This window comes from Hydrogenivirga sp. 128-5-R1-1 (genome assembly GCF_000171895.1).
The window spans coordinates 1-21,758 of the sequence record NZ_ABHJ01000003.1 but is presented as its reverse complement, the minus strand read 5'-3'; the positions used below and the strand labels follow the sequence as shown (position 1 = coordinate 21,758).

The 21,758-nt window shown below is 52.1% G+C and carries 26 protein-coding genes; 10 read left to right on the top strand and 16 right to left on the bottom strand.

The features are described from left to right. Window positions 1-56: 56 nt before the first annotated feature. From HG1285_RS13710 to HG1285_RS13720, 3 genes are read right to left on the bottom strand one after another with little or no spacing between them, the layout of a single operon-like run. Entirely contained in the window at window positions 57-1,283 is a 1,227-nt protein-coding gene (locus tag HG1285_RS13710; protein WP_008286505.1) for a cation:proton antiporter, read from the bottom strand. A 4-nt stretch (window positions 1,284-1,287) separates the two neighbouring features. After that, complete coding sequence (locus HG1285_RS13715; RefSeq protein WP_008286504.1) at window positions 1,288-3,162, bottom strand: vWA domain-containing protein; 1,875 nt, start codon at window positions 3,160-3,162, stop codon at window positions 1,288-1,290. A gap of 37 nt (window positions 3,163-3,199) precedes the next feature. Continuing rightward, complete coding sequence (locus tag HG1285_RS13720; RefSeq protein WP_008286503.1) at window positions 3,200-3,742, bottom strand: phosphate-starvation-inducible PsiE family protein; 543 nt, start codon at window positions 3,740-3,742, stop codon at window positions 3,200-3,202. 49 nt (window positions 3,743-3,791) lie between these two features. Here HG1285_RS13720 and HG1285_RS13725 point away from each other — a divergent pair, with 49 nt between their 5' ends. Together HG1285_RS13725 and HG1285_RS13730 are read left to right on the top strand one after the other, a co-directional pair. After that, window positions 3,792-4,733: an OmpA family protein gene (locus HG1285_RS13725; RefSeq protein ID WP_008286502.1), complete on the top strand. Its 942-nt coding sequence runs from the start codon at window positions 3,792-3,794 to the stop codon at window positions 4,731-4,733. Next, window positions 4,730-5,227: a hypothetical protein gene (locus HG1285_RS13730; RefSeq protein ID WP_157560467.1), complete on the top strand. Its 498-nt coding sequence runs from the start codon at window positions 4,730-4,732 to the stop codon at window positions 5,225-5,227. Before HG1285_RS13725 ends, HG1285_RS13730 begins: the two co-directional genes overlap by 4 nt. On the opposite strand, the gene merA is transcribed toward HG1285_RS13730, so the two are convergent. From merA to HG1285_RS13750, 4 genes are read right to left on the bottom strand one after another with little or no spacing between them, the layout of a single operon-like run. Continuing rightward, the gene (merA, locus tag HG1285_RS13735) at window positions 5,221-6,855 is read right to left on the bottom strand and encodes a mercury(II) reductase (protein WP_008286500.1); all 1,635 of its coding nucleotides are present in this window, start codon (window positions 6,853-6,855) and stop codon (window positions 5,221-5,223) included. The genes HG1285_RS13730 and merA overlap by 7 nt on opposite strands. Before the next feature lie 11 nt (window positions 6,856-6,866). Continuing rightward, entirely contained in the window at window positions 6,867-7,145 is a 279-nt protein-coding gene (locus HG1285_RS13740; protein ID WP_008286499.1) for a heavy metal-associated domain-containing protein, read from the bottom strand. A 3-nt stretch (window positions 7,146-7,148) separates the two neighbouring features. Continuing rightward, window positions 7,149-7,493, bottom strand: coding sequence for a mercuric transporter MerT family protein (locus tag HG1285_RS13745; protein WP_198005422.1), 345 nt, complete (start codon window positions 7,491-7,493; stop codon window positions 7,149-7,151). Window positions 7,494-7,518: 25 nt separating this feature from the next. After that, window positions 7,519-7,812 carry a metal-sensitive transcriptional regulator gene (locus HG1285_RS13750; RefSeq protein WP_008286497.1) on the bottom strand — a complete coding sequence of 98 codons (294 nt, stop codon included), beginning with the start codon at window positions 7,810-7,812 and terminating at the stop codon, window positions 7,519-7,521. 100 nt (window positions 7,813-7,912) lie between these two features. On the opposite strand from HG1285_RS13750, the gene lepA reads away from it, so the two are divergent. Genes lepA through HG1285_RS13765 form a run of 3 tightly spaced genes read left to right on the top strand, consistent with a single transcriptional unit; the run spans window position 7,913 to window position 10,962 of the window. Next, window positions 7,913-9,715: a translation elongation factor 4 gene (lepA, locus tag HG1285_RS13755; protein ID WP_008286496.1), complete on the top strand. Its 1,803-nt coding sequence runs from the start codon at window positions 7,913-7,915 to the stop codon at window positions 9,713-9,715. A gap of 7 nt (window positions 9,716-9,722) precedes the next feature. Then, entirely contained in the window at window positions 9,723-10,565 is an 843-nt protein-coding gene (locus HG1285_RS13760; protein WP_008286495.1) for a M23 family metallopeptidase, read from the top strand. Between the two features lies 1 nt (window position 10,566). Beyond that, window positions 10,567-10,962 carry a polymer-forming cytoskeletal protein gene (locus HG1285_RS13765; RefSeq protein ID WP_008286494.1) on the top strand — a complete coding sequence of 132 codons (396 nt, stop codon included), beginning with the start codon at window positions 10,567-10,569 and terminating at the stop codon, window positions 10,960-10,962. On the opposite strand, the gene HG1285_RS13770 is transcribed toward HG1285_RS13765, so the two are convergent. The 3 genes from HG1285_RS13770 to HG1285_RS20590 are packed head-to-tail and all read right to left on the bottom strand — an operon-like array spanning window position 10,946 to window position 13,677. Then, entirely contained in the window at window positions 10,946-11,872 is a 927-nt protein-coding gene (locus HG1285_RS13770) for a 2-dehydropantoate 2-reductase (protein ID WP_008286493.1), read from the bottom strand. The genes HG1285_RS13765 and HG1285_RS13770 overlap by 17 nt on opposite strands. Window position 11,873: 1 nt before the next feature. Continuing rightward, window positions 11,874-12,842 (bottom strand): polysaccharide deacetylase family protein, encoded by a 969-nt coding sequence (locus HG1285_RS13775; protein WP_008286492.1) that lies wholly within the window; start codon window positions 12,840-12,842, stop codon window positions 11,874-11,876. Next, window positions 12,820-13,677 carry a glucosaminidase domain-containing protein gene (locus HG1285_RS20590; protein ID WP_083793035.1) on the bottom strand — a complete coding sequence of 286 codons (858 nt, stop codon included), beginning with the start codon at window positions 13,675-13,677 and terminating at the stop codon, window positions 12,820-12,822. Before HG1285_RS20590 ends, HG1285_RS13775 begins: the two co-directional genes overlap by 23 nt. 22 nt (window positions 13,678-13,699) lie before the next feature. Here HG1285_RS20590 and dcd point away from each other — a divergent pair, with 22 nt between their 5' ends. Genes dcd through HG1285_RS13795 form a run of 4 tightly spaced genes read left to right on the top strand, consistent with a single transcriptional unit; the run spans window position 13,700 to window position 15,993 of the window. Then, window positions 13,700-14,233 (top strand): dCTP deaminase, encoded by a 534-nt coding sequence (gene dcd, locus HG1285_RS13785; protein ID WP_008286490.1) that lies wholly within the window; start codon window positions 13,700-13,702, stop codon window positions 14,231-14,233. Beyond that, window positions 14,230-14,652 carry a M23 family metallopeptidase gene (locus HG1285_RS17175; RefSeq protein ID WP_008286489.1) on the top strand — a complete coding sequence of 141 codons (423 nt, stop codon included), beginning with the start codon at window positions 14,230-14,232 and terminating at the stop codon, window positions 14,650-14,652. Before dcd ends, HG1285_RS17175 begins: the two co-directional genes overlap by 4 nt. 5 nt (window positions 14,653-14,657) lie before the next feature. Further along, on the top strand, window positions 14,658-14,912 hold the full coding sequence (locus HG1285_RS13790) for a hypothetical protein (protein ID WP_008286488.1): 255 nt from the start codon (window positions 14,658-14,660) through the stop codon (window positions 14,910-14,912). 4 nt (window positions 14,913-14,916) lie between these two features. After that, window positions 14,917-15,993, top strand: a complete 1,077-nt coding sequence (locus tag HG1285_RS13795) for a DUF763 domain-containing protein (protein WP_008286487.1) — start codon at window positions 14,917-14,919, stop codon at window positions 15,991-15,993. Here HG1285_RS13795 and aroA read toward each other — a convergent pair. Genes aroA through moaC form a run of 5 tightly spaced genes read right to left on the bottom strand, consistent with a single transcriptional unit; the run spans window position 15,973 to window position 20,171 of the window. Next, on the bottom strand, window positions 15,973-17,280 hold the full coding sequence (gene aroA / locus HG1285_RS13800) for a 3-phosphoshikimate 1-carboxyvinyltransferase (RefSeq protein ID WP_008286486.1): 1,308 nt from the start codon (window positions 17,278-17,280) through the stop codon (window positions 15,973-15,975). The two genes, HG1285_RS13795 and aroA, sit on opposite strands and share 21 nt — an antisense overlap. Further along, the gene (locus HG1285_RS13805; protein ID WP_008286485.1) at window positions 17,277-18,125 is read right to left on the bottom strand and encodes a prephenate dehydrogenase/arogenate dehydrogenase family protein; all 849 of its coding nucleotides are present in this window, start codon (window positions 18,123-18,125) and stop codon (window positions 17,277-17,279) included. Before HG1285_RS13805 ends, aroA begins: the two co-directional genes overlap by 4 nt. Window positions 18,126-18,136: 11 nt before the next feature. Further along, window positions 18,137-18,841: a FecR domain-containing protein gene (locus HG1285_RS13810; protein ID WP_008286484.1), complete on the bottom strand. Its 705-nt coding sequence runs from the start codon at window positions 18,839-18,841 to the stop codon at window positions 18,137-18,139. Next, window positions 18,838-19,413, bottom strand: coding sequence for a UbiX family flavin prenyltransferase (locus HG1285_RS13815; RefSeq protein WP_008286483.1), 576 nt, complete (start codon window positions 19,411-19,413; stop codon window positions 18,838-18,840). The genes HG1285_RS13810 and HG1285_RS13815 overlap by 4 nt, the downstream gene beginning before the upstream one ends. Further along, the gene (gene moaC / locus HG1285_RS13820; RefSeq protein ID WP_008286482.1) at window positions 19,413-20,171 is read right to left on the bottom strand and encodes a cyclic pyranopterin monophosphate synthase MoaC; all 759 of its coding nucleotides are present in this window, start codon (window positions 20,169-20,171) and stop codon (window positions 19,413-19,415) included. Before moaC ends, HG1285_RS13815 begins: the two co-directional genes overlap by 1 nt. Window positions 20,172-20,190: 19 nt before the next feature. Here moaC and hypE point away from each other — a divergent pair, with 19 nt between their 5' ends. Further along, the gene (hypE, locus tag HG1285_RS13825; protein ID WP_008286481.1) at window positions 20,191-21,186 is read left to right on the top strand and encodes a hydrogenase expression/formation protein HypE; all 996 of its coding nucleotides are present in this window, start codon (window positions 20,191-20,193) and stop codon (window positions 21,184-21,186) included. 12 nt (window positions 21,187-21,198) lie between these two features. Here hypE and HG1285_RS13830 read toward each other — a convergent pair. Continuing rightward, window positions 21,199-21,758 (bottom strand): methyl-accepting chemotaxis protein (locus HG1285_RS13830; RefSeq protein WP_008286480.1); only part of this gene is annotated, 560 nt, incomplete at its 5' end.

Here is a 21,758-nt window from a genome sequence, read left to right as displayed (position 1 = left end):
GTGTGTATTCAATCCAGATTTATCAGGATAAGAGCTGGAACGGATGCCATCCATGCTCACTTGCCCGGGATCTCACCTGCTTTTGTGAGGGTAAGCTTGGAAAAAACGGAGCCCAAAAGCTCGTGGATAACGGTCGCTCCTATGACCACGTTCACGAGGATAGAACCTACCTCCTTGAAATTGGGGTTCTGGTAGACAAGTAGGGCAAGACCTATCACTATCCCTCCCTGCGGAAAGAGGGCAAAGGCGAGATATTTCTTAACCACCTGCGGTGCATCGGACAAACTACCTCCCAGGTACACACCCACAAACTTACCCGCAAACCTGCTCACCACGTATAAGATCACAAGAGGCAAGAAGGATATAAGAACCTTAAGGTCAAGGAAGGCGGAACCAACCACGAAGAAAGCGGTGAATATCAAGTCCTCTATGTAGTTCTCCAAGGGCTTTTCAAACTCCTTCCAAGCCTCCCCCAAGTTGGCTATAGTCACACCCACACTCATGGTGGAGAGAAGATCATCAACATCCAGCAACCTTGCGACGGCAAAGGTGAAGAAGAGAACACCCACGCTCAGGGTAACAGCCTCCTTGCGGGCTTTTGCAAACTTCCCCAAGAAGAACATAACCCCACCCATCAGCACACCCAAGGCTACTGCACCTAAGACCTGAAAGGCAACGCTCCCCAGCACGGAACCCAAGTCCACCGATACGCCCGAGACCAGCGCAAGGGCAACCGAGAAGCCCAAGACGAAGTTCATTATCCCAGTGGCATCGTCCAGAGCGGAGACACCCAAAACGCTGGTGGTGAGAATTCCCTTAGACCTGTATTCATGAATGACCGCCAAGGTGGCGGTGGGATCCGTGGGAGAGGCGAGGGAACCGAATATTAGGGCGAGGGCAACCGCCATGGTCGGGTCGTAACCACCCAGCAGGTATAGATAAAGCCCCATGGAGAAAGCTACGAAGATAAAGGCAAGCTCCGCTTCCCCGAGGGTTATGAAGGCTATGCTCCTGCCGAGTCTCCTGACCCTCTTCCAGCTCAGGCTTGATCCTATCAAAAAGGTGATTATGGAGAGGCTCGCATGGGTGACCACGTCCGCATTCTCAAGGAAGTTCCTATCTATTATTCCCAATACGGAAGGGCTCATGACTATGCCGGCGAGTATGTATCCGCTCACCCTCGGGAGCTTGAACAGGTTGGCTAAGTTACCGAAGATGTAGCCTATCAGGAGGATAAGTCCAAGATGTAATAGAACCCCTCCCCTGTGCAGGATATCTTCCATGGGATCAGTTTACAGAAAGGAGTCTCTTCAGCTGGTTCTCAACTATGAAGGAGAAGGCGGCAGGTAGCTTAGAGACATCTTCCACGCTAACACCGGTTCTGTCAAAGTAATCCTTCACTAATTGGGTGGCGCTCCCGACCCCCACGCCCACTATGGGAAACTTCTGCTTCATCTGGAGTATAAAGCTCTTTAGCTCCTCTCCCCTCATGCCCTTGGTGGGCTCCCCGTCGGTGAAGAGTATGAGGATACCCTTCCTGTGGGTGCTCTTTATGTAAAGCTCCAAGCTCTCAAGACCTATGTTTATAGCCTTGCCCAGATCCGTTCCACCGCCTACGCTTGAGATCAGCTCCATTATCTTAGCCTTGGCGAGTCGGTAGTCTTCTTCAAAGTCCTTGAGGTCGTACACATTCTCGTTGAAGACCTTTATGGAGAAGGGCATCTTGAGTTTGTTCAGAACCTCCGAGACCAGTAGCAGAGACCTCAGAGCGTTTACGAACTTCTCCTCCTTCTTCATGGAGGTGGATATGTCTATGAGTAGCTCAAAGGCGAGGTCTTTCCTCTCGGGTATCTCCCTGCGGGTGTATATCTTTCCCCTCCTGATGGGTATCTCTGTGGGTATCTTCTTGAAATTGAGGCGCTTTCCCGACATGTAGCTCCCGCCCCAGTGTTCCTCTTCCTCCGGCATTAGGTTGTCAAACTTCCTACGGAAGTGCTCAACGTAAGGGAGTATGCTCTTCATGAGCATCTGGTATTTTTTGAACTCCTCCTCGGTTAATCCGTGCTCCTTGCGATACTTCCTGTCCATCTCGGAAAGCTCTTCATCGTATATCTCCTGTAGCTTCATGCTGTTGGACATGGCGTCTTCTTCTTCCCAACCTTTGAAGATGAAGGTCAGAAACCCCCTGTGCTCCACGTCCACCTCAAGGGTCTTGGGAAGGAAGTTCTGCAGGAATGCTATGTCCTTTTCAAGGAGGTCAAGGTAACTCATCTGCTTCACGTAGTCCTTCATCCAGTCCTGCATGGAGGATAAGACTTTCAGGAGCTCTTTCCTCTCCACCTCCGGTATGTCCACCGATGTTTTGTCTTTGTATTGGTGTATGAGGGTTTGGTAGCTTTCGGGCAGCTTTCGGAGTATATCGGTCATTATCCTGCCCCTGTGCCCGTCCTCCCTCTTCTTTCCCCTCGCTTCGTCCAAGAGGAGGTCTATGTAGTTGAGATCCCTCGCCTCGTCCACCAAGACCCTGAACTTAGGCCAGAGCTCCTCCATCACTATGTCGTAGGCGGTCTGGTAGTCTTTTTCCTTTATGTATTCGTAGAAGGTCTTCTCCATGCTGTCCGTATAGTGCTTTATTTCCTGAGAAAAGGGAGCCTCTTCACCCAGCCACCTGTAAGCGAGGGATAGGGCGAGTTGGTGGTGCGGGTAGATGGGCTTTATGCTCTCAAGGAGTTCTCTGGTTATTGTCTTGAGCCCGAAGACCGCAGAGGGTATCTCCTCCACTATCCTCTCCTTGGACTTTATGTTCTCAAGAACCGCATACAGGCTCAAGAAGGAGGTGGGAACGTAGCCAGCCCTGAAGACCTCCCTCTGACCCAACCTCCAGCTGGGAAAGTGGGTAGTGAAAAGGTAGCTTATCTCATGCCTTATGGAGTTTATGGCGTAATCGTCGGTCTTTCTCAGGAACTCTACCACGTTGAAGACCACGCCCCGTGGCGTCTTGGCACCGGGAGGTATCTCCTCCACCTCTCCCCTCGCCCACATCTCAAGGACGGGCAGTAGCTTAGGGTCGTATCCCGCACCCCAGCCTTCGTAGGAGGGTTGAACCTCTACGTCGTATTCCTCCTCAAGGAGGTTAGCTATTACCTTCCACCTTTCCTTCATGGTCTTTAAACTACCGCCGAAGGCGGTCTCTTCAATGTTATTGCTCAGTCCTTTTGAGTTTTCTGTAAACCCTCTTTATGCCCTTCTCAAACTCGCTGTCGGTTGTCCTTCTCCGTGATAGGCGGACGAACTCAAACCAGCTCCTCTCCATAAGAACGTAGGTTATGCCCAAGGCTAATATCAAGACCGAGTAACCTATGAGGTCTGTGTAAGAGAACCTGTGGTCAAACATGGCTATCACTATCTCCCTGACCACGAAGACTATGCCCGCTTCAAGCATCTGGCGTTTTCGTATGCGCTTGTACTCTATGACGTCAAGGAACACCCTGAAGAGTTCTATAAGGACGAAGAAGTTGAGGATGTTCTTTATCAAGAGCTTGAAGGCTTCCTCGTGCTCTAACCTGAACTCACCTTCAACTATGTGGGCGGTAAAGAGCCTGAGATCGTAGAGGATTATGAAGATGGCGGTTATCAGTGTGAGTATGATTATGGGAACGGTGAGTATGACGAGAAGGTTCACCACCTTGTTGTAGAACTCAAGGGCATTTCGGGAGAATTTGTCGGAGAAGAGGAACTTCATAGGGAAAATTTTAAAGGAAAAAGTAAATTTGTAGAGGGAGGGCGGCGATATGCTTTACCTTCTTTCCTTGCTCGTGCTGACGGTGTTTGCCTTCGCGGATATCTCCAGACTTCCCAAGAAGGACGTAAGGGGTTCGCAGGATCACCCTGCGGTGGGTAGGGTTGAGGGCTCCAGGATAGCGAACTATACGGTGAAGGACTACGACGTTCTCAGGGTTCCCACGAAGATAGACTACGGCTGGGGAAGAATTAAGGCTTTTAAGGAGCTGGAAGGTAAGGTCACGAGGATATACTACCTGGTTCCCAAGGGCTTGAGCCCTGCGGCGGTTCATAAGGTATACAGGAAAGAGCTGAGCTCAAAGGGCTTCAAGGTGATCTACGAATGTGCACCCTGCACACGCTCAAATGCAACCCTCTTTATGGAGCTTATAAACAAGCTCGGCGAGCCAAAGTGGGATGCCCTTCCTCCAAGGAAATTGAACTTCCTCTTTATGAGGGGCTCATATAAAGATAAGGAAGTTCACGTTGCCCTTTACACCTATACACTCTCAGGCATGACCCAGATAAAGCTCAGGGTAGTGGAGAGTAAGCCTTTGAATCTCGGGCTCAAGGTCGTGAAGGCTGAAGAGATAGAAAAGAGTATAGAAGAGAGGGGGTCGGTATCCATATACGGGATACACTTTGACCACGGCAGCGCGGTCATCAAGCCCGGATCCGAGAAGACCTTAAAGGAGATAGCGAGATACCTGAAGATGAACCCCAAAGCCAGGCTCTACGTGGTAGGACACACAGACGGAACGGGGAGTTACGATTACAACCTGAAGCTATCCCTGAAGAGGGCTGAGGCTGTGGTCAGAAGGCTCGTCAAAGAGTACGGGATAAGCCCAAAAAGGCTGAAGGCCGTAGGGGTTGGACCCGTTGCGCCCGTGGACACGAATAGAACTCCCGAGGGAAGGGCGAGGAACAGAAGGGTAGAGCTCGTAGAGATGTGATGGAGGACTTTTCCAAGGTTTTCAAGAACACAGCTGTTATATACGTGAACTCTAAGGTAGAGTTCCTCCACAGGGTCGGGCTCTCAGTCAGAGTAAATTACGAGAACTCTCTTATAGAGGTTTACAGAGAGGAGGGCAGGGTAATAAAGGGTAGGAGTTCCTCCAGAGGCAAGCTTATCAAGGTAAGGTTCAAGGGAAAGCCTACGCTGGAGGGACTGTGTGAACTCCTGTCCTTAAAGCTGAAAAGCTCAAAACTCACCTTCTTTATAATCTCAGAAGTCTTTGTGGAATCAGGAAGATTCGCAACCGTGACCCAGGATGTAAACCTCACGGAGTTTCTCTTCGAGCTCCCGAGTGGGAAGGTTCTTAGGGCTGAAATGGGAGAGGATCCAGAACCTGTAGCCGAGCTGAGACCTGCCGGAAGTCTCCAGGACTTCCTAAGGCTAACCCCTGATCTGTGGAAGGTTGTAGATAGGCTCGGGCTAACTCACTGAGCACAGCAGGAGAGCTTGGATACGTCCTTGAAGAAGGTCTGGGCACAGAGCTTTATGGACTCGGAGAGGGTAGGATATACGTCAACCATGTCTACTATGTCTTCGAGCTTAAGACCCAACTTCAGTATAGGAACCGCCCTGTGGATTATCTCAGCCCCGTGGGGAGCGAGGACGTGGACTCCGAGAACCCTGTGGGTCTCTTCTTCCACCACCATCTTAACGAGCCCCTCGGTCCTGAAGGCTATGATGGCTCTCGGAACCTTTGAGAACTCCAGAACCCTCGTGTCCACCCTGTAACCTCTCTTGCGAGCCTCCTCCTCGGTCAGTCCCACGCTCCCGAGCTCCGGCTCCGTGAATATGGCGTGGGGGATGGAGAGGTAGTCTATCTTCTTCTTATTCCCGAGGAGTGCGTTCTCAGCGGCTATTCCTCCCTCAAGTGCCGCGACTGTAACGAGGAGCATCCTGTCTATGCAGTCCCCTGCACCGTATATCTCCGGGTTTGTGGTCTGCAGAAACTCGTTCACCTTCACGAAGCCCCTCTCGTCCACCTGGACTCCAACCCTATCAAGCCCGAGGCTCTCCGTGTTCGCTCTTCTTCCCGTCGCCACGAGGAGATGGGTTCCGACAAGCTCAAAGCTCCTTCCACCCTGAGAAATAGTGAGCTTTATCTCTTCTCCGTCCTTTGCCACACTTTCCACTCTCGCGGAGGTGTATATCTCCATACCTTCCTTCTCTAAGAGCTCTCTAAGTCTGCTCCTGAGCTCCGGTTCCTCTCCCATCGCTATCTCGGGTAGAGCTTCTATTACGCTCACCTTTGAGCCAAACCTCAAAAACGCCTGCCCCAGTTCAAGACCTATAGCTCCGCCTCCGATTATAAGCAGGTGCTCGGGGAGTTCCTCAAGGTCAAATATCGTGTCGCTCGTGAGGTAGGGAACGTCCTCTATTCCCCTTATGGGAGGTACAAAGGGGCTTGAACCCGAGGACACGAGCGCCCTGTGGAAGCTCACTTCCCTCTCTCCTACTCTCGCCTTACCCTTTTTCAGGAACTCTGCGTGCCCCTCAACGTACTCTATCTCTGGGTAAGCGCCAAGAACATTCCAGTACTTCTCTTTCCTCAGCTCCTTCAGGAGTTCCTCTTTGAGCTCAACTACCTTCCTGAAGTCAAGCTCTCCCTCTCCGAGCCTCACGCTCGGTATGGGGTTGGACTTAGGAGCGTAGAGCATGTTTGCAGTCTCTATCAGGTACTTGGAGGGTATGCACCCTCTGTTTAGGCACGTCCCTCCTATTACGTTTTCTTCCGCTATCAGAACCCTATTCGCCCCGAGCTCCACAGCTCTTATCGCTCCTGCAAAACCCGCGGAACCTCCCCCGAGTATGAAGAGGTCATAGACATCTTCTTTAGGTATGTAAACCTCGGGAGCTTCCTGAAGGGGCTGTGCGCCGTAGCCCGAACGCCTTACAGCCTCCACAAGCTCGTTTACGTCCATCTCCCCTTCCATCTCTACCTCTGCGTAGCCCTGAGGGAAGTAAACCTTGGCGGACTTAACACCCTCCGCGCTCTCCAGGGCTCTCTTTACTGTCTGGGCACAGTGCTCACAGGTCATCCCCGTGATCTTCAACCTAACCATCTTTAAACCTCCTAAAACTCAGCCTTACCTATAAGCTTTCCCCTGTAGCTTCCAGCCCTGCGTATAGCTTTCAGAACTTCCTCCTCTTTTACGTTATCTTCAACTACTACAACCGCTACGCGGTTCTTCAATGATGTCTTGACCCACTTCACACCCTTGGTTTCAGATATAGCCTTCTTAACCGCTATAGGGCAGACCTTGCAGGTCATCCCTTCCACGTCAATCACCAGAACCTTCTCTGCAAAGCTGAAGCTGACCAGAATAAGGGCAGCGAGCACAGCTCTTCTCATATCTCAACCTCCGTAAATCTTTTCAAGGACGTAGGGGTAAAAAGTTGCAAACACAAGAAGTACGAGGGCAAACCACGTAACCCCTTTGCTGAGCTTCTGAGTCCAGCCCGGCTCCTCGCAGGCACACTCTATAGCGGGCTTCTTGAGCAGCTTCTCCTTGACCCAGTTCTTCAGGTAGAACTTGTAGAGTGAGTATCCGACCGCGATGTAGGCGACTGCCAGGAAGTACCACCTGTAGGGCTCCAGTGCACTCAGAAAGCTAAGGCTTCCTGCAGAGACTCCGAAGACCACGAAGAGGGTTGGGACAACACAACAGGAGGCGGCGAGGAGGGAGGCAAAGGTCCCCACGAGGCTTCCGAGGAACTCTCTCATATCAGCAACCTCCCTTTATCAGCTTCTTAACAGCCTCTAAAAAATCCTCAAGCGCCTTAGTATCCCCCGCTTCAACGCTCGGCTTCACGCAGGACTCCACGTGATCCTCAAGGAGCTTCACCGCCACACTGCTGAGGGCTGACTTCACTGCCGATATCTGAATGAGTATCTCGTCACAGCTCCTCTTCTCTTTGACCATCCTCTGGATACCCCTTATCTGCCCCTCAATACGTGAGAGCCTCCTTAGTAGCTCTTCCATACTCTCCTGGGTCAGATAAACGTCGCACCTCTCCATACCTATACCCCCTATAGGTATATTGTAATGCCCGGGAGTAAAATTTCAACTGCAAGAGTCTCACTTGTCCCCAGAGGTGCTGTGTCATAATTTAGAGCTTATGAGCCTCGAAAAGGTAAGGAACTTCTCCATAATAGCCCACGTTGACCACGGAAAGTCCACCCTCGCAGACCGCCTCCTTGAATTTACGGGGGCTATCAGCGAGAGGGAGAAAAAGGAACAGCTCCTCGACACCTTAGACATAGAGAGGGAGAGGGGTATAACGATTAAGATGCAAGCTGTCAGGATGTTCTACAATGCTAAGGACGGGGAGACCTACAAGCTACACCTCATAGACACTCCTGGACACGTGGACTTCTCCTACGAGGTTTCCCGTGCGCTCGCTGCCTGTGAGGGGGCGCTCCTCCTCGTGGACGCGACCCAGGGGATAGAGGCTCAGACTGTAGCAAACTTCTGGAAGGCGGTTGAACAGGACCTCGTGATAATCCCCGTTATAAACAAGATAGACCTTCCTGCCGCCGAGCCAGAGAGGATCATCAAGCAGATAGAGGACATACTCGGGCTGCCCGGTGATGAGGTCATCCTCGCCTCCGCTAAGGAAGGGATAGGCATAGAGGAGATCCTTGAGGCGATAGTTGAGAGGGTGCCGCCGCCCAAAGGTGATCCAAAGGCTCCGCTTAAAGCCCTCATATTTGATTCCTACTACGACCCATACCGCGGAGCGGTCGCCTTCGTGAGGGTCTTCGACGGGGAGGTAAAGCCGGGAGACAGGATAAGGCTCTTCTCAACGGGCAAGGAGTACGAGGTTACGGAGGTGGGTGCCCAAACTCCCAAGATGACGAAGTTTGAAAAGCTGGAAGCGGGAGACGTGGGATACATCGCCGCATCCATAAAGGACGTGAGAGACGTGAGGATAGGGGACACGATAACCCACGCGAGGAACCCTGTGAAGGAAGCCATACCCGGCTTTAGACCTGCGAAGCCTATGGTCTTTGCGGGTATATACCCTACCGAGGACACCACCTTTGAGGAGCTCAGGGACGCCCTTGAAAAATATGCGATAAACGACTCAGCCATAGTCTATGAACCTGAGAGCTCGCCGGCCCTAGGGATGGGCTTCAGGGTAGGATTTCTGGGACTCCTGCACATGGAGATAGTCCAGGAGAGACTTGAGAGGGAGTACGGGGTAAAAATTATCACCACCGCACCGAACGTTATTTATAGGGTGAGGAAGAAACACACGGGTGAGGTCATAGAGGTAAGGAACCCTTCGGAGTTCCCCGACAACCTCGGTCTCGTTGATAGCGTTGAGGAGCCATACGTTCTTGTTACGATAATCACTCCGAAGGAGTACGTTGGTAACATAATGCAGCTCTGTCAGGAGAAGAGGGGAGAGCAGAAGAAGTTCTCCTACCTTGATGAGAACACGGTTATGCTGGAGTACGAGATCCCTCTTTCAGAGGTTATTTTAGACTTCCACGACAAGATAAAGACCCTTTCGCGAGGTTACGCCTCCTACGATTACGAGTTCATAGGCTACAGACCTTCAGACCTCGTCAAGCTGCACATACTCATAAACAAGAAGCCTGTTGATGCCCTTTCCTTCATAGTCCACAGGGACAAGGCATACAGGAGGGCGAGGCTGATAGTGGAGAAGCTCAGGGAAACCATACCCAGGCAACTCTTTGAGATACACATACAGGCGGCGATAGGGGGAAAGGTGATAGCCTCCGAGAGGATAAAGCCCCTGAGGGCTAACGTCACCGCCAAGTGTTACGGGGGAGATATAACCCGAAAGAAGAAGCTCCTTGAGAAACAGAAGGAGGGTAAGAAGAGGATGAAGCAGTTCGGGAACGTCTCACTGCCGCAGGAGGCATTCCTGAGCGTTCTTAGTGTAGAATAAGAGCATTATGAAGGGGAAGGATAAGTACATAAACATCTTGATAGTAGGGTACGGAGGGAAGAAGGCAAAGAGTTTAAAGGTAAACGTTGATCTGCTGAAAAAGTCCTTGGTTGCGTCTGGGGTGTTTTTGGGGGGACTGTTCGCCTTTTCGGTCTTCTCCTTCTACCAGAACATATCCCTGAGGCAGGAGGTTGCCAAGCTAAAGGAGGAGAGGAAGAGCCTGGAGCTATTGCTCGCCAGAGAGCAGGAGAGGAACAGCTACCTTCAGCAGTTCAAGGAGAAGGTGAAACACCTTGAGGGTAAGCTCGTAACCATAGACAAGTTCCTGAGAAGAAAGGGAATAAGGCGTGTGCCGAGCGGCGTTGGAGGTGCCCAGAACAAGGTTGACATCCTTGACGTTGAGTACGTGAGCTTTCTTCACAGCGAGGCTGACAAGTTTCAGAAGTATTTGAGCAGGGTTCCCTTAGGACCTCCGGTGTGGGGCAGGATAACTTCCCGGTACGGCTACAGGATAGACCCCTTCACGGGTAAGTACGAGTTCCACGAGGGTGTGGACATAAGGGCTCCCTGGGGCACACGGGTCAGGGCTACCGCCGACGGCAAGGTTATATACGCGGGATGGAAGGGTGGCTACGGAAAGGTGGTCATACTAAAGCACGCTTACGGCTTCAGGACGATGTATGCACACCTGTCAAGGATAAAGGTTAAGCCCGGGCAGTGGGTCAAGTCGGGTGATATAGTGGGCTACGTTGGCTCCACGGGCAGGTCTACAGGTCCCCACGTCCACTACGAGGTGTGGAGGTACTCAAAGCGTGAGAATCCAATAAAATACATGTATGTGAGGTGGTGAGATGTTCGGTGGAAAGAAAGAGGTGTTCAAACCCGTTGAAAGCGCGGACGTAAACACTCTAATAGGAGAGGGGTGCACCTTTGAGGGGAACCTGAACCTATCAACCGCTACAAGGATAGATGGAAGGGTGAAGGGCAACATAAGAAGCGAGGGGATGCTGATAATAGGTGAGTCCGGAAGGGTAGAGGGGGATATACAGTGTACCGAGATACTTATACACGGGACTGTGGACGGCAACGTTGATGCCCAGAGGATAGAGCTAAAGAGAGGTGCAACCCTCAACGGCGACGTAAGGGCTGACGTTTTCGTTATAGAAGAGGGGGCTGTATATAACGGGCACTGCTCCATGGGGAGCGCGACCATACCCGACACGTCTGAGATCAAGATCCCTGATTGAGCAACTCCTTCGCCTTCACGAGTTCCGTTATAACTCTGTTGGTGGGTGTTGCCACACCGTACTTTGAACCGAGTCTGCATATAGCCCCGTTTAAGGCGTCTATCTCGGTCTTTCCCTTCTTCACGTCTGCAAGCATGGAGGGGTAGTGGGCTGAGGTTGGCGGTATCAGCCTCTCGTAAAAGACCTTAAGGTACTCTTCTGCTGTCTTCCAGAAGGTCTCTATACCCGCGGAGCGGGTCACTTCAAAGACCTCTTCAACGATCCTGTCCATCAGCTCTCTGGTGTGGGGGTTTTCAGCCAAGGTTCCGTAATTAACCTCAAGAAGTGCCCCGAGGGGGTTGAGGGCACAGTTGTAGATTATCTTGTCCCAGAGGAACTTGTAAACCTCCCTCTCGTATCTGGTGGGTATGCCCGCTTCGGTGAAGGTGTGGGCGAGATCCTTCAGGTAATCCTCTTTAACGATCCCCGCAGGGTCTCCTATCACTACGTCGTCTGCAGAGACCGTTATCCTGATGCTGCCGGGTTCCAAGACCTCGGAGCCGAATATTACCCTCGCCAGTATGACCTTCCCCTCTCCGTAGAGCTCAACCGCCGTTTCGTAGTTGCCGTATCCGTTCTGGGCGATCATTATCAGGGTGTTCCTTCCTACAGCTTCTCTTATGTTCTCAAGGGCTCTTCTCGTATCGTAGGATTTGACGGAGAGTATCACCACCTCAGGGGTTAGTCCGAGTTCGGAGGGGCTCTCCACAGTCTTGACAGGCACCTCAAACTCTCCCCATATACCTCTAACGGAGAGGTTTTTCAGCTTTCTTCCCCTCTTGACGAGCCCAACAGCCTCATGTCCCGCCCTGGTAAGAAAGGCGAAGTAAGAGCTCCCTATGGCACCCACGCCAACTACGAGAAACCTCATTTCACCTTATTATCATCCAGAAGCTCTCAGCCCACCTGTTGCTTTCTGTGTTCCTGCACTTCACGCCTACCCTGTTCCACCTCCGTTTCAGCTTGGGCAGGTTGTCTCTGAACACGAGGGCACCCTTCCTCTTGGCGAGCCTCCAGCCGAGCTCCGTTACGTATATCCTGCACCTGTCGTACTTAGACGGCTCTTTCAGGAAAGCCCCTATTCGCGCAGGCGGGTTATTCTCCAGAAATCCCCAGCCGGGGACAATTCCGTCTATGGGGAGAGGCTCACGGTTTAGCTTCTTCTTGAAGTTTTTCATCTTGCTCCAGCTCCCCACTATAGCCTGTCTCGGTATCCTGTGAATGTCGGTGTTGAGGTCAACGTTGCCGGGATCCTGGGTGAAGACAGCCTCGTAGCCTCTCTCCTTGAGAGCCTCTATAACACCTTTGTTGTAGTATCCGAAGGGTAGCGCGTAGAGCCGCGGTTTTCTCCCAAAAAGCCTCTTGAATCTTCTTTCGCTCAGCTCAAGGTCTTTTATAAACTTGGATGTGTCCTTCATCAGTCCGAAGGGTTTGTGAGAGTACGAGTGGTTCTCAAACTCCGCAAGTCCAGAGCTTCTCATCTCCTCTATCTCTTTTAAGGTAAGGAAATCCGGATACCTTCCCACAGCTTCCATATACAGGAAGACTACAAAGGGGAACCTATACTTTTTGAGGACTCTGAAAGCCTTCATAGTTGAACGGTAGCCGTCGTCTATCGCTATCACAACCGTCTTTGGAGGTATAGGCTTTTTATCCTTCAGAAGCTCAACGAGCTTGCTCATGGGTATAACGTTGTAGTTGTTCTCCTTAAGATAGCGCATCTGAGCCTCAAAGTCCTCCATACTTACGGATGTGGTCGGATACCTGTGGTCGCCGAACCTGTGATAGAGAAGTATGGAAGCGTAATCCGCGAAGGACTCACCGGATATAAGAAGGGTCAAGAATGCAATAATCAAGCTCCGTAAGCCCGTTCTTCTCAATGATTCTCCTGATCTTCTTAACATACTTCTCCCTCTCTATGGAATAGAAGCTCAAAAATTCTGACAGCTCAAGGGGGTCAAAGCTCTTGCGGCGGTGTTTCCTGAACTCGCTGTAAGCCCAGCCAACGTTAACGTTGTATATGTAATCTCGCACAGCCTCAAGTATGGAATCGTACCTCTTGAGGTGAACCTTACTCTCCTTAGCTTCTATTACCTTGCTCTTATCCTTGAAAGCCCACATACCGAAGAGGTTGTTTCCCTCTACGAAGAAGCGTGAGGTTCCCCACCCGCTTTCAACGGCAGCTTGAGCCACCACAAGGCTCGGAGGAACCGGATTAGCCTTTAGCAACACCTCCTCTATGGAGTCCGCCTTACACCTGTCCAGCATGCTCTCAACGAAGTCCCTCTCAGCTCTGCTCAGCTTGTACCTCATCTTCAGCTTCTCAAGGACTCTGGTTAGGTTCTCCCTCGTTCTCACCACTTCGTAGTTGGCTATTAGGACGGAGGGCAAAAGTAGGTCTATGAATCTCTTCTTCCTCTCCGCCGGCTGAAGGGAGGACAGGGATACCACCTTTGTGTAGGTTACCGGTAGCACGGACTCACAGTGCACACTCACTATGTCGTTGGGGGAGCTTAGCTTACGGTAGATCACATCTATGCGGGGGAGCTCTATAAGGGTGACCTGGGAAGAGAGCAGCGCCTTTAGCCTCTGGGTTTCGGGTAGGTAGTTCAGGGACACATACACACTCAGCACTAAAAGAAGCAGCGGTGCAGAAAGGGATAAAGCCCTTCGCATAGCCTTATAATTTTATTAGGTTATGATCCTGAGCGACAGGACTATAAAGGAGCTTATAGACAAGGGTGTCCTCAAGGTTGACCCCTTTGAGAAGTCTCAGGTGCAGTGCTCCTCCCTTGACCTCAGGCTTGGGGGAGAGTTTGCCAGATACAGGGAGACGGAGTTGATAGACGTCAGGGAGGGAGTGCACAGGGTTGACAGGGTGGACGTGAACGAGTACATAGACATACAGCCTAAGGAGTTCCTCCTCGCCACGACCGTTGAGTACATAAAGTTACCCTCCCACATAACAGCCTTCGTTGAGGGTAGGTCTTCGCTGGGCAGACTCGGGCTCTTCATAGAGAACGCCGGTTGGGTGGATGCGGGGTTTGAGGGACAGATAACCCTTGAGCTGTACAACGCAAACAGCGTTCCCATAAGGCTTTATGTGGGGATGAGGGTGTGTCAGCTCGTCTTTGCGGAGCTTGATAAGATACCGGAGAACGTGTACTCGGGCAAGTACAAGGGGCAGAGAGGCGTAACGCCCTCAAGGATAGAGCTGGACGGAGACCTATGAAGGCACTCTTGATACTCACGCTCTTTTTTATAGCCTCCTGTGCCCAGAGACCGGTCAAGGTTGAGAGGCCGGAGACGAGGACTCCCGTCTACCATGCCCCCGTCAGGGGTGTTTTCAACAAGACGCCCAGAGGCGTGTTCATAAAGACAAGCTGTTCAAAGTTCGTTCGGGCTGTGAAGGAGGGAGATGTAGTGTACTCCGGCAGGGACATAGAGAGCTACGGCTGGGTGGTCATAGTGAACCAGAGGGACGGCTTCGTGTCTGTTTACGGCAGGCTCAGCAAGCCCTGGGTCAAAACGGGAGAGAGGGTCAAGGATAGACAGGTCATAGGTAAGGTGGGCAGGAACAAGGACGCCTGCGGCGTGTACTATGAACTCAGAGATGCCTACGGTAAACCTTTAAAACCCATCTTGAGGTGAGGCTCATGCTTATAGTGGCTGTTTTCCTGTGTCTCGTATCCCTTTCGGAAGCCGTTGAGCTCGCCGACAGGTGTGAGCTCTCCTATAAGAAGTGTGCCTTTGATTGCGTTCAGGAGTTTCCCCTTGACGAGAAGAAGAGAGAGGGATGCATTACAAGGTGCAAGCTGAACAAGGGCTGGTGCAAGGCGGGCAAAGCGGTAAAGGACGTAGCAAAGGACATCAACAGGTTCTTTGAAGGCTTTACAAAAGATCGGGACTGATCAGATGAGGAAGGGATTTGCGGACTTGCCTCTTCACCACGGCAAGGCTCCACCGTGGCTGTTCAAGAGGATGGTTGAGCTCTCAAGGAACATCGTTGAGCTGGTGGTGCTGGAGCACGGCAGAGATGCGTTCCTTGAGCGGGTGGCAGACCCTTATTGGTTTCAGTCTTTCGGTTGCGTTCTCGGGTTTGACTGGCACTCCAGCGGTCTCACCACAACGGTCTGCGGAGCTCTAAAGGAATCTCTCAGATACATCGGGAAGGATCTGGGCTTGTTCGTGGTCGGAGGAAAGGGAAAGAGCGCGCTCAGAACCCCCGAGGAGCTTGACAGGCTCGGAGAGATCGTGGGTACGGATACAGAAGGTCTGAAAGAGATAAGTCGTGTGGTTGCCAAGGTAGACAACACCCTGCTTCAGGATGGCTATCAGCTCTACCACCACACGCTGATCTTCACAGAGGACGGCTCCTGGGCTGTGGTTCAGCAGGGCTTGAATGCAGAGAACAGATATGCGAGGCGCTACCACTGGCTTGGTGATAGAGTGAACAACCTCGTTGAGGAACCCCACAGCGGCATATCCGCCCAAAAAGTTCACGAGAGGATAATCCTCAATATGGTGTCCAGGGAGTCTCGTGGTTCCAGGAGGTCAATAACCGAGCTGATCAGGGACAGGGAATTTCTCCTGAGAGAGCTTGAGAAGATGGAAAGCCTTAAGATGCCCTCAAGACACTACATAAAGGGTGAAGACCTAAACCTCAGAAAGCTCAGAGATACGGTTAAAAAGATAGACGCAGGGAGCGTAAAAGGGTTTGAAGACCTCCTTAAGCAGAGAGGAATAGGTCCAAAGACCATCAAAGCCCTCACTTTGGTGAGCGAACTCATTTATGGAGAAAAGCCCTCCTTTAAAGACCCCGCCCGTTACACCTTTGCTCACGGCGGGAAGGACGGACACCCCTTTCCCGTCCAGAGGGAGGTTTACGACGCAACCATAGATACCTTAAAAAGAGCCATATCAAAGGCAAAGATAGGTGAGAGGGAAAAGGTAGACGCCCTGAAAAGGCTCTCAAGAATACTCAACCACTGAGTCTATGTCCCTCAGAAAGTTTGGGTAGGAGATGTTAACGCACTCAACGTCGTCTATGATCGTTCTTCCGTCTGCCAAAAGTCCAGCCACCGTGAAAGCCATAGCTATCCTGTGGTCTCCGAAGGTCTTAATGTGAGCCCCCTTAAGCCTGTCAGTGCCCTCTATATCAAAGCCGTCCTCGTACTCATCAACCTTGACACCCATAGCACGCAGGTTCTCAACTATTGCTCTTATCCTGTCGCTCTCCTTTACCCTGAGCTCTCTCGCCCCCCTGACTGAAGACTTCCCTTCCGCAAGTGCCATAACTACGGCGAGCACAGGGATCTCGTCAATCATCGCAGGTATCTCTTCAGCGTCCACCTTCACGGCTTTCAGTCTCTTGCTTCCTCTAACCACTATGTCCGCTATGGGCTCCCCCGATATCTCCCTCTGGTTCTCGTAGCTGAGCTCTGCCCCCATGTCCCTCAGCTTTCTGTAAAAGCCATCCCTCGTAGGGTTAACGAGGACATCTCTGAGAACGAGCTCACCCCCTTCTGTTAGAAGTGCGAGGGCGCAGAAGAAGGCTGCCGAGGAGGGGTCGGCTGGACAGTAAACCTCGGAGCCCTTCAACTCCTGCCCGCCTCTGAGCTTTACTATGTGCCCCTTCTCCTCTGGAACGCTCACTATCTCAGCTCCAAAGAAGCTGAGCATCTTCTCCGTGTGGTCTCGGGACATAACGGGCTCCACCACCTCCGTGATGCCCTCCGCCTTGATCCCGGCAAGGAGTATGGAGGACTTTACCTGAGCTGAAGCCTTCTTGTTGAAGAAGGATATGCCTCTGAGCTTACCACCTCTGACAGCCACGGGTAGTTTGTTCCCCTGCTCCCTTCCGTCTATGGTAGCTCCCATGCTCCGCAGAGGATCAACGACCCTAAGCATCGGTCTTCCCCTCAGGCTCTCATCGCCGGTCAGGGCACTGAAGAAGGGCTGGGTTGATAGCACGCCGAGCATAAGCCTCGCCGTAGTCCCGGAGTTCCTTGCGTCCAGTATGTCCGTTGGCTCTTCAAAGAGGTAATTCTTTCCCTCTATCTCAAGCACGCTCCCGCTGTCATAGACTTCAACGCCGAGCATTCTGACCATGTTAAGGGTGGCGAGCGTATCTTCAGACCTAAGCCAGTCGTGAACGGTGGTCTTCCCCCTGGCAAGGGCACCTATGATCACAGCTCTGTGGGATATGGACTTGTCGGAGGGGACTCTCAGCTCACCCTTTACCCTGCTTACCCTTTTCTCAATAACGAGCTCCTTCATTCCAGGCTCAACCTCCTCTGCTTTGCCTCCTTCAGGTACTCTGTGAGCTCCTCTTCCCTCTCGTCCTCTATAAGCTCTTTGAGCTTCTGAAGGGAGTTCTCGTACACCTCTATAGCCTTCAGGACGTTGTTCCTGTTTTCTAAGAATATGTCCCTCCACATCACAGGATCGCTCGCCGCTATGCGGGTGAAGTCCTTAAAACCGCCCCCCGGATACTTGAACAGGTCTACTCCATCGGACATCTCTATGAGGGCGTCTATAAGGGCAAAGGCTATCGCATGGGGCAGGTGCGATACAGCCCCGAAGACCCAGTCGTGGAGCATGGGATCCATGAACTCAACCCTTCCACCCGTAAGCTTCCACAGGGAGACGACCTCCTCCAGGGCTTCCTTGTCGGTGCTTTCGGTCGGTGTTATGACTACCTTTTTACCCTCAAAGAGCTCTGCGAAGCTGTGCTCAACCCCCGACTTCTCCGTACCGGCGATGGGGTGGCTCCCGACGAACCTGCTCCCGAGCTGCTCCTCAAGCTCGTAAACGAGCTTTCCTTTCACACTCCCGAGGTCTGTGATCACAGCCCCTTCCTTCAGGAAGGGCTTCACACCCCTGACTATGCCCCTGAAGGTCCTCACCGGCGATGCGAGGACGACATAATCCGGCTCTATCTCCTGAACGAGTCCCAGCTCCGTTCCACCCCCATCAATTACGCCGAGCTCCTCCGCCTTATCTATGGTTTCCGGTTTTATGTCTACGCCGTATATGCTCCCTTTAAATCCTCCCCTGCGAAGGGCTAAGGCGAACGAGCCTCCCATAAACCCAACGCCCACTATGAGGAGAGATTTAGCCATAGGAGGAAATATTAAAACATATCAAGGAGCCTGAACTCTTCCTCCACCTCGGGAGGTATCTCCACATCCCTGACCTCGCTGCCCTCTATTATTACCGCGCTGCCCGGCTTGAGCTCAAATTCCTTGACGAACTCACGGAACTCCTTCTCCGTTTCTCTCTTGAACTTTTCGTACTCCTCTTTCTCCTCCCTTATCCCCTCCTCTATCTCGCGCCTGAACTCCTCAAACTCTTCCTCCTCCTTCTTTTTGTACCTTATGAACTCTCCAACCATCTTCCTCACGGTGAGGAGTCCGTCCTTTAGGAATATCCCTATACTGTCGCCCTTTGCGTCCACCATGAACCTTGTCCCTTTTATACCTATGATCACGGAGCGCACCCTAACCTTGAGCCCTCTGCTCTCCTCCCTCTTCCTTATCTGGAATACAGCCCTGCCCTCTTCAAAGTTCAGCCTGTCTATGCCCTCTATGTACAGGACGCTGTTCTCCATGAGGACGAGCTTGTTCACTCCGAGGAGCTTTACGAAAGCCATTGAGGAGAAGTCCGTTTTGAGAATGTCCTTAACAAAGAGCTCCTGAGGAAGGTGGGTTATCAGCTTACCCTTCAGATCACCCTCTCTCAGGAGCTTGACCCTCCCCTGCTTCTTGACCACCTCTCCTGCCTTCTCCCCGCCAAAAACGCTCAGTGCTAAAACGAGAACAATGGCTAATACTCTCATTTCCCTCCTCCTTTCCACCTTTTGTAAAGCTCGTGCTTAACGCCGAGCTGATCCAGCACCTTACCCACGACAAAGTCAACGACCTCCTGGAGCGAGCCCGGTCTGTGATAGAAGCCCGGACTTGCAGGTGTCACGATAGCCCCCGCGTCGGTGACCTTGAGCATGTTTTCTATGTGCACCCTTGAGTAAGGCATCTCCCTGACAACCATAACCAGTTTAACCCTCTCCTTTAAGGCTACTTCACAAACCCTGTGGATCAAGTTATTATTCACACCGTTCGCCACGCTTGCGAGGGTGCTCATGGAGCAGGGAATAACCACCACCCCTCTGTATCCCGTGAGGACAGAACCGCTCGCTATGGGAGCGGTAAGATCCTTCTCTCCGTGAAATTTCACCGAAGGAAATTCTTCCTTAAGCCCCTGAAGGTCTTTGTCAAGTTCCTCTCTCAGGACTATGCTTCCAGCCCCGGAGACCACCACATCAACGTAGGAAAACTCCGACAATACCTGTAGGACTCTGTATCCGTATACAGCTCCGCTCGCCCCGGTGATGCAGAGAACGAACCTGTCCATTACAGGAGGCTCCCGAGTATTCCCCCGAAGGTCTCAAAGAACAGTTTGAGCTTCTCTTTTCTTGGAGGTATAACAACGACGAGGGAGCCTTCTCCGTTTCTGCCGACCCTTATCTCCTCTCCCACGAGTGTGGGGTTTTTCCTGAAGTCATACAGGGCTATAACCGCCTCCAGGGAAATGAGCTCCTCCTTCAATCCCGTGGGTTCTCCTAATACTACTGTCAGCCTGGGCTTCTCCGATTCCACAGCTCCAAGGTCTTTCAGGTAGGATAGGGCTACATCCTTCAGTTCTTCGTTCTGGGACAGCACCCTCACTCCAACTCCCTCCAGCTTTACCGACCAGTCAGACTTCCCTCCTTTCTTGTCCGTAAGTCTTATATCCTCTATGACCATCTCATCGTCAACGCCTTTACACATGTCGTAAACGTTCAGGAGTGCAGTTGACACCGCGGTCAGAGCTTCCATCTCGTAGCCCGTTCTCGCTATGCCGCTCACCGTGGAGAAGACCTCTACGCTGTTATCGTTAACCCTCACTTCAACCTCCACAAAGTCAAGGGATATGGGGTGGCAGAAGGGAAGTATCTCGCCTGTTCTCTTGGCTCCGTAAATGCCCGTAAGCTTCGTGGCTTCAACAAGATCTCCCTTGGGAAGCTTTTTACCCCTTATCAGCTCCACGGTCTCCGGTCTGAGCCTTATCCTACCGTAAGCTCTCGCGCTCCTGTGGGTTTCAAATTTTGGACTTACGTCTATCGTTCTCATGAGCTTTAATATAACCTAAATGAAGCGTGTTTTACTCTCTCACGGCTCCGGAGGAGAAGAAACCCAAAGGTTGATAAAGGAGTTCTTCATAAAACACCTCTCAAACCCTATCCTTGAACGCATGGAGGACTCCGCAGTTCTTGATTTGGAGGGTGCCGTCGCCTTCACCACCGACTCCTTCACGGTCTCTCCTCCTTTCTTCAAGGGAGGGGATATAGGTAAGCTTGCGGTGGCTGGCACGGTAAACGACCTCGCCGTTATGGGTGCAAGACCGAAGTATCTCTCGGCGGGTTTCATAATAGAGGAGGGCTTCAGCTTTGAGGAGCTTGAGGGGGTCGTAAAGAGCATGGCTGAGGAGGCAAACAGGGCTGGTGTTCTCGTGGTCACCGGGGACACCAAGGTTGTCCCCAAGGGTCAGGTGGACAGGATATTCATAAACACCTCGGGCATAGGGATCATGACCTTCAAAGGTCTGTCCGCCCACACCTTGCAGGAGGGAGATGCGATACTCGTTTCAGGAACCGTTGGAGACCACGGTGCGTGCATTCTCGCCGAGAGGGAGGGCATGGAGTTTGAGATCCCCATAGAGAGCGACTGTAAGAGCCTGTGGGACATGATAGAGAAGGTCTTGAGCTCAGGCGTTCAAGTCCACGCTATAAGGGACGCCACGAGGGGTGGACTATCTGCAGTTCTCAACGAGTGGGCTGAACAGTCGGGTGTTGAAATAGAGGTTGAGGAGGATAAGATACCCGTCAAGGAAGCCGTCCTGGGACTCTGTGAGCTCCTCGGGTTTGAGCCCACCCACTTAGCCAACGAAGGTATGGCGGTAATGTCCGTCGCGGAAAGGGATGCAGAGAGGACTCTTGAGCTTCTCAGAGAACATCCCCACGGCAGGGATGCGGAGATCATAGGTAGGATTGTCGGAAATGGCAGCAGGGTTGTCTTAAGGACGCCTTACGGCGTGAAAAGGATAATGGAAGCACCTTCGGGCGAGCTCCTGCCACGTATATGCTGAAGTCCTGTGTGTTCACAGCTTAAACCTCTTTACGCTCTCCTCCATCCTCTCGGTGCTGTTGGATATGTCCGTTATGCTGTCCCTTATTATGTCAACTGCCCTGCTCTGCTCTTCCATAGCGGTGGCTATGGTATCTATGACGGTAGCGATCTCGGTGGTAACCTCCTCTATCTTCCTGTAGCTCTCCACTACAGCCTCCGAAGCGTCCTTGCCTTCAGCCACGGTCTTGAGGGCGTTTTCTAGGAGCTGGGCTATCTCCTTAGCCGCGTTACCCGATATTTCGGCGAGCCTCCTGACCTCGTCCGCGACCACGGCGAAACCTCTCCCCACCTCTCCAGCCCTCGCCGCCTCTATGGCGGCGTTCAGAGCCAATAGATTTGTTTGCTCCGCGATGGTTATTATCGTCTCCGTTATGGAGCTTATGCTCTCGCTCACGTCAACTATCCTGTTCATAGCCCCGTGCATGAAGGAAACCTTATCCTTCCCGTCCCTTATAGCTTCTGCCATGTCCATGGAAACGTTTCTCGCCCTCAGGGTCTCCTCAGATATCTGCCTTATAGCTTCGGAAGTCT

Coding starts and splice junctions, on each gene's coding strand:
- HG1285_RS13710 (WP_008286505.1), bottom strand. CDS start 1,283: ATGGAAGATATCCTGCACAGGGGAGGGGTTCTATTACATCTTGGACTT.
- HG1285_RS13715 (WP_008286504.1), bottom strand. CDS start 3,162: ATGAAGGAAAGGTGGAAGGTAATAGCTAACCTCCTTGAGGAGGAATAC.
- HG1285_RS13720 (WP_008286503.1), bottom strand. CDS start 3,742: ATGAAGTTCCTCTTCTCCGACAAATTCTCCCGAAATGCCCTTGAGTTC.
- HG1285_RS13725 (WP_008286502.1), top strand. CDS start 3,792: ATGCTTTACCTTCTTTCCTTGCTCGTGCTGACGGTGTTTGCCTTCGCG.
- merA (WP_008286500.1), bottom strand. CDS start 6,855: ATGGTTAGGTTGAAGATCACGGGGATGACCTGTGAGCACTGTGCCCAG.
- HG1285_RS13740 (WP_008286499.1), bottom strand. CDS start 7,145: ATGAGAAGAGCTGTGCTCGCTGCCCTTATTCTGGTCAGCTTCAGCTTT.
- HG1285_RS13750 (WP_008286497.1), bottom strand. CDS start 7,812: ATGGAGAGGTGCGACGTTTATCTGACCCAGGAGAGTATGGAAGAGCTA.
- lepA (WP_008286496.1), top strand. CDS start 7,913: ATGAGCCTCGAAAAGGTAAGGAACTTCTCCATAATAGCCCACGTTGAC.
- HG1285_RS13760 (WP_008286495.1), top strand. CDS start 9,723: ATGAAGGGGAAGGATAAGTACATAAACATCTTGATAGTAGGGTACGGA.
- HG1285_RS13765 (WP_008286494.1), top strand. CDS start 10,567: ATGTTCGGTGGAAAGAAAGAGGTGTTCAAACCCGTTGAAAGCGCGGAC.
- HG1285_RS13770 (WP_008286493.1), bottom strand. CDS start 11,872: ATGAGGTTTCTCGTAGTTGGCGTGGGTGCCATAGGGAGCTCTTACTTC.
- HG1285_RS20590 (WP_083793035.1), bottom strand. CDS start 13,677: ATGCGAAGGGCTTTATCCCTTTCTGCACCGCTGCTTCTTTTAGTGCTG.
- dcd (WP_008286490.1), top strand. CDS start 13,700: ATGATCCTGAGCGACAGGACTATAAAGGAGCTTATAGACAAGGGTGTC.
- HG1285_RS17175 (WP_008286489.1), top strand. CDS start 14,230: ATGAAGGCACTCTTGATACTCACGCTCTTTTTTATAGCCTCCTGTGCC.
- HG1285_RS13790 (WP_008286488.1), top strand. CDS start 14,658: ATGCTTATAGTGGCTGTTTTCCTGTGTCTCGTATCCCTTTCGGAAGCC.
- HG1285_RS13795 (WP_008286487.1), top strand. CDS start 14,917: ATGAGGAAGGGATTTGCGGACTTGCCTCTTCACCACGGCAAGGCTCCA.
- aroA (WP_008286486.1), bottom strand. CDS start 17,280: ATGAAGGAGCTCGTTATTGAGAAAAGGGTAAGCAGGGTAAAGGGTGAG.
- HG1285_RS13805 (WP_008286485.1), bottom strand. CDS start 18,125: ATGGCTAAATCTCTCCTCATAGTGGGCGTTGGGTTTATGGGAGGCTCG.
- HG1285_RS13810 (WP_008286484.1), bottom strand. CDS start 18,841: ATGAGAGTATTAGCCATTGTTCTCGTTTTAGCACTGAGCGTTTTTGGC.
- HG1285_RS13815 (WP_008286483.1), bottom strand. CDS start 19,413: ATGGACAGGTTCGTTCTCTGCATCACCGGGGCGAGCGGAGCTGTATAC.
- moaC (WP_008286482.1), bottom strand. CDS start 20,171: ATGAGAACGATAGACGTAAGTCCAAAATTTGAAACCCACAGGAGCGCG.
- hypE (WP_008286481.1), top strand. CDS start 20,191: ATGAAGCGTGTTTTACTCTCTCACGGCTCCGGAGGAGAAGAAACCCAA.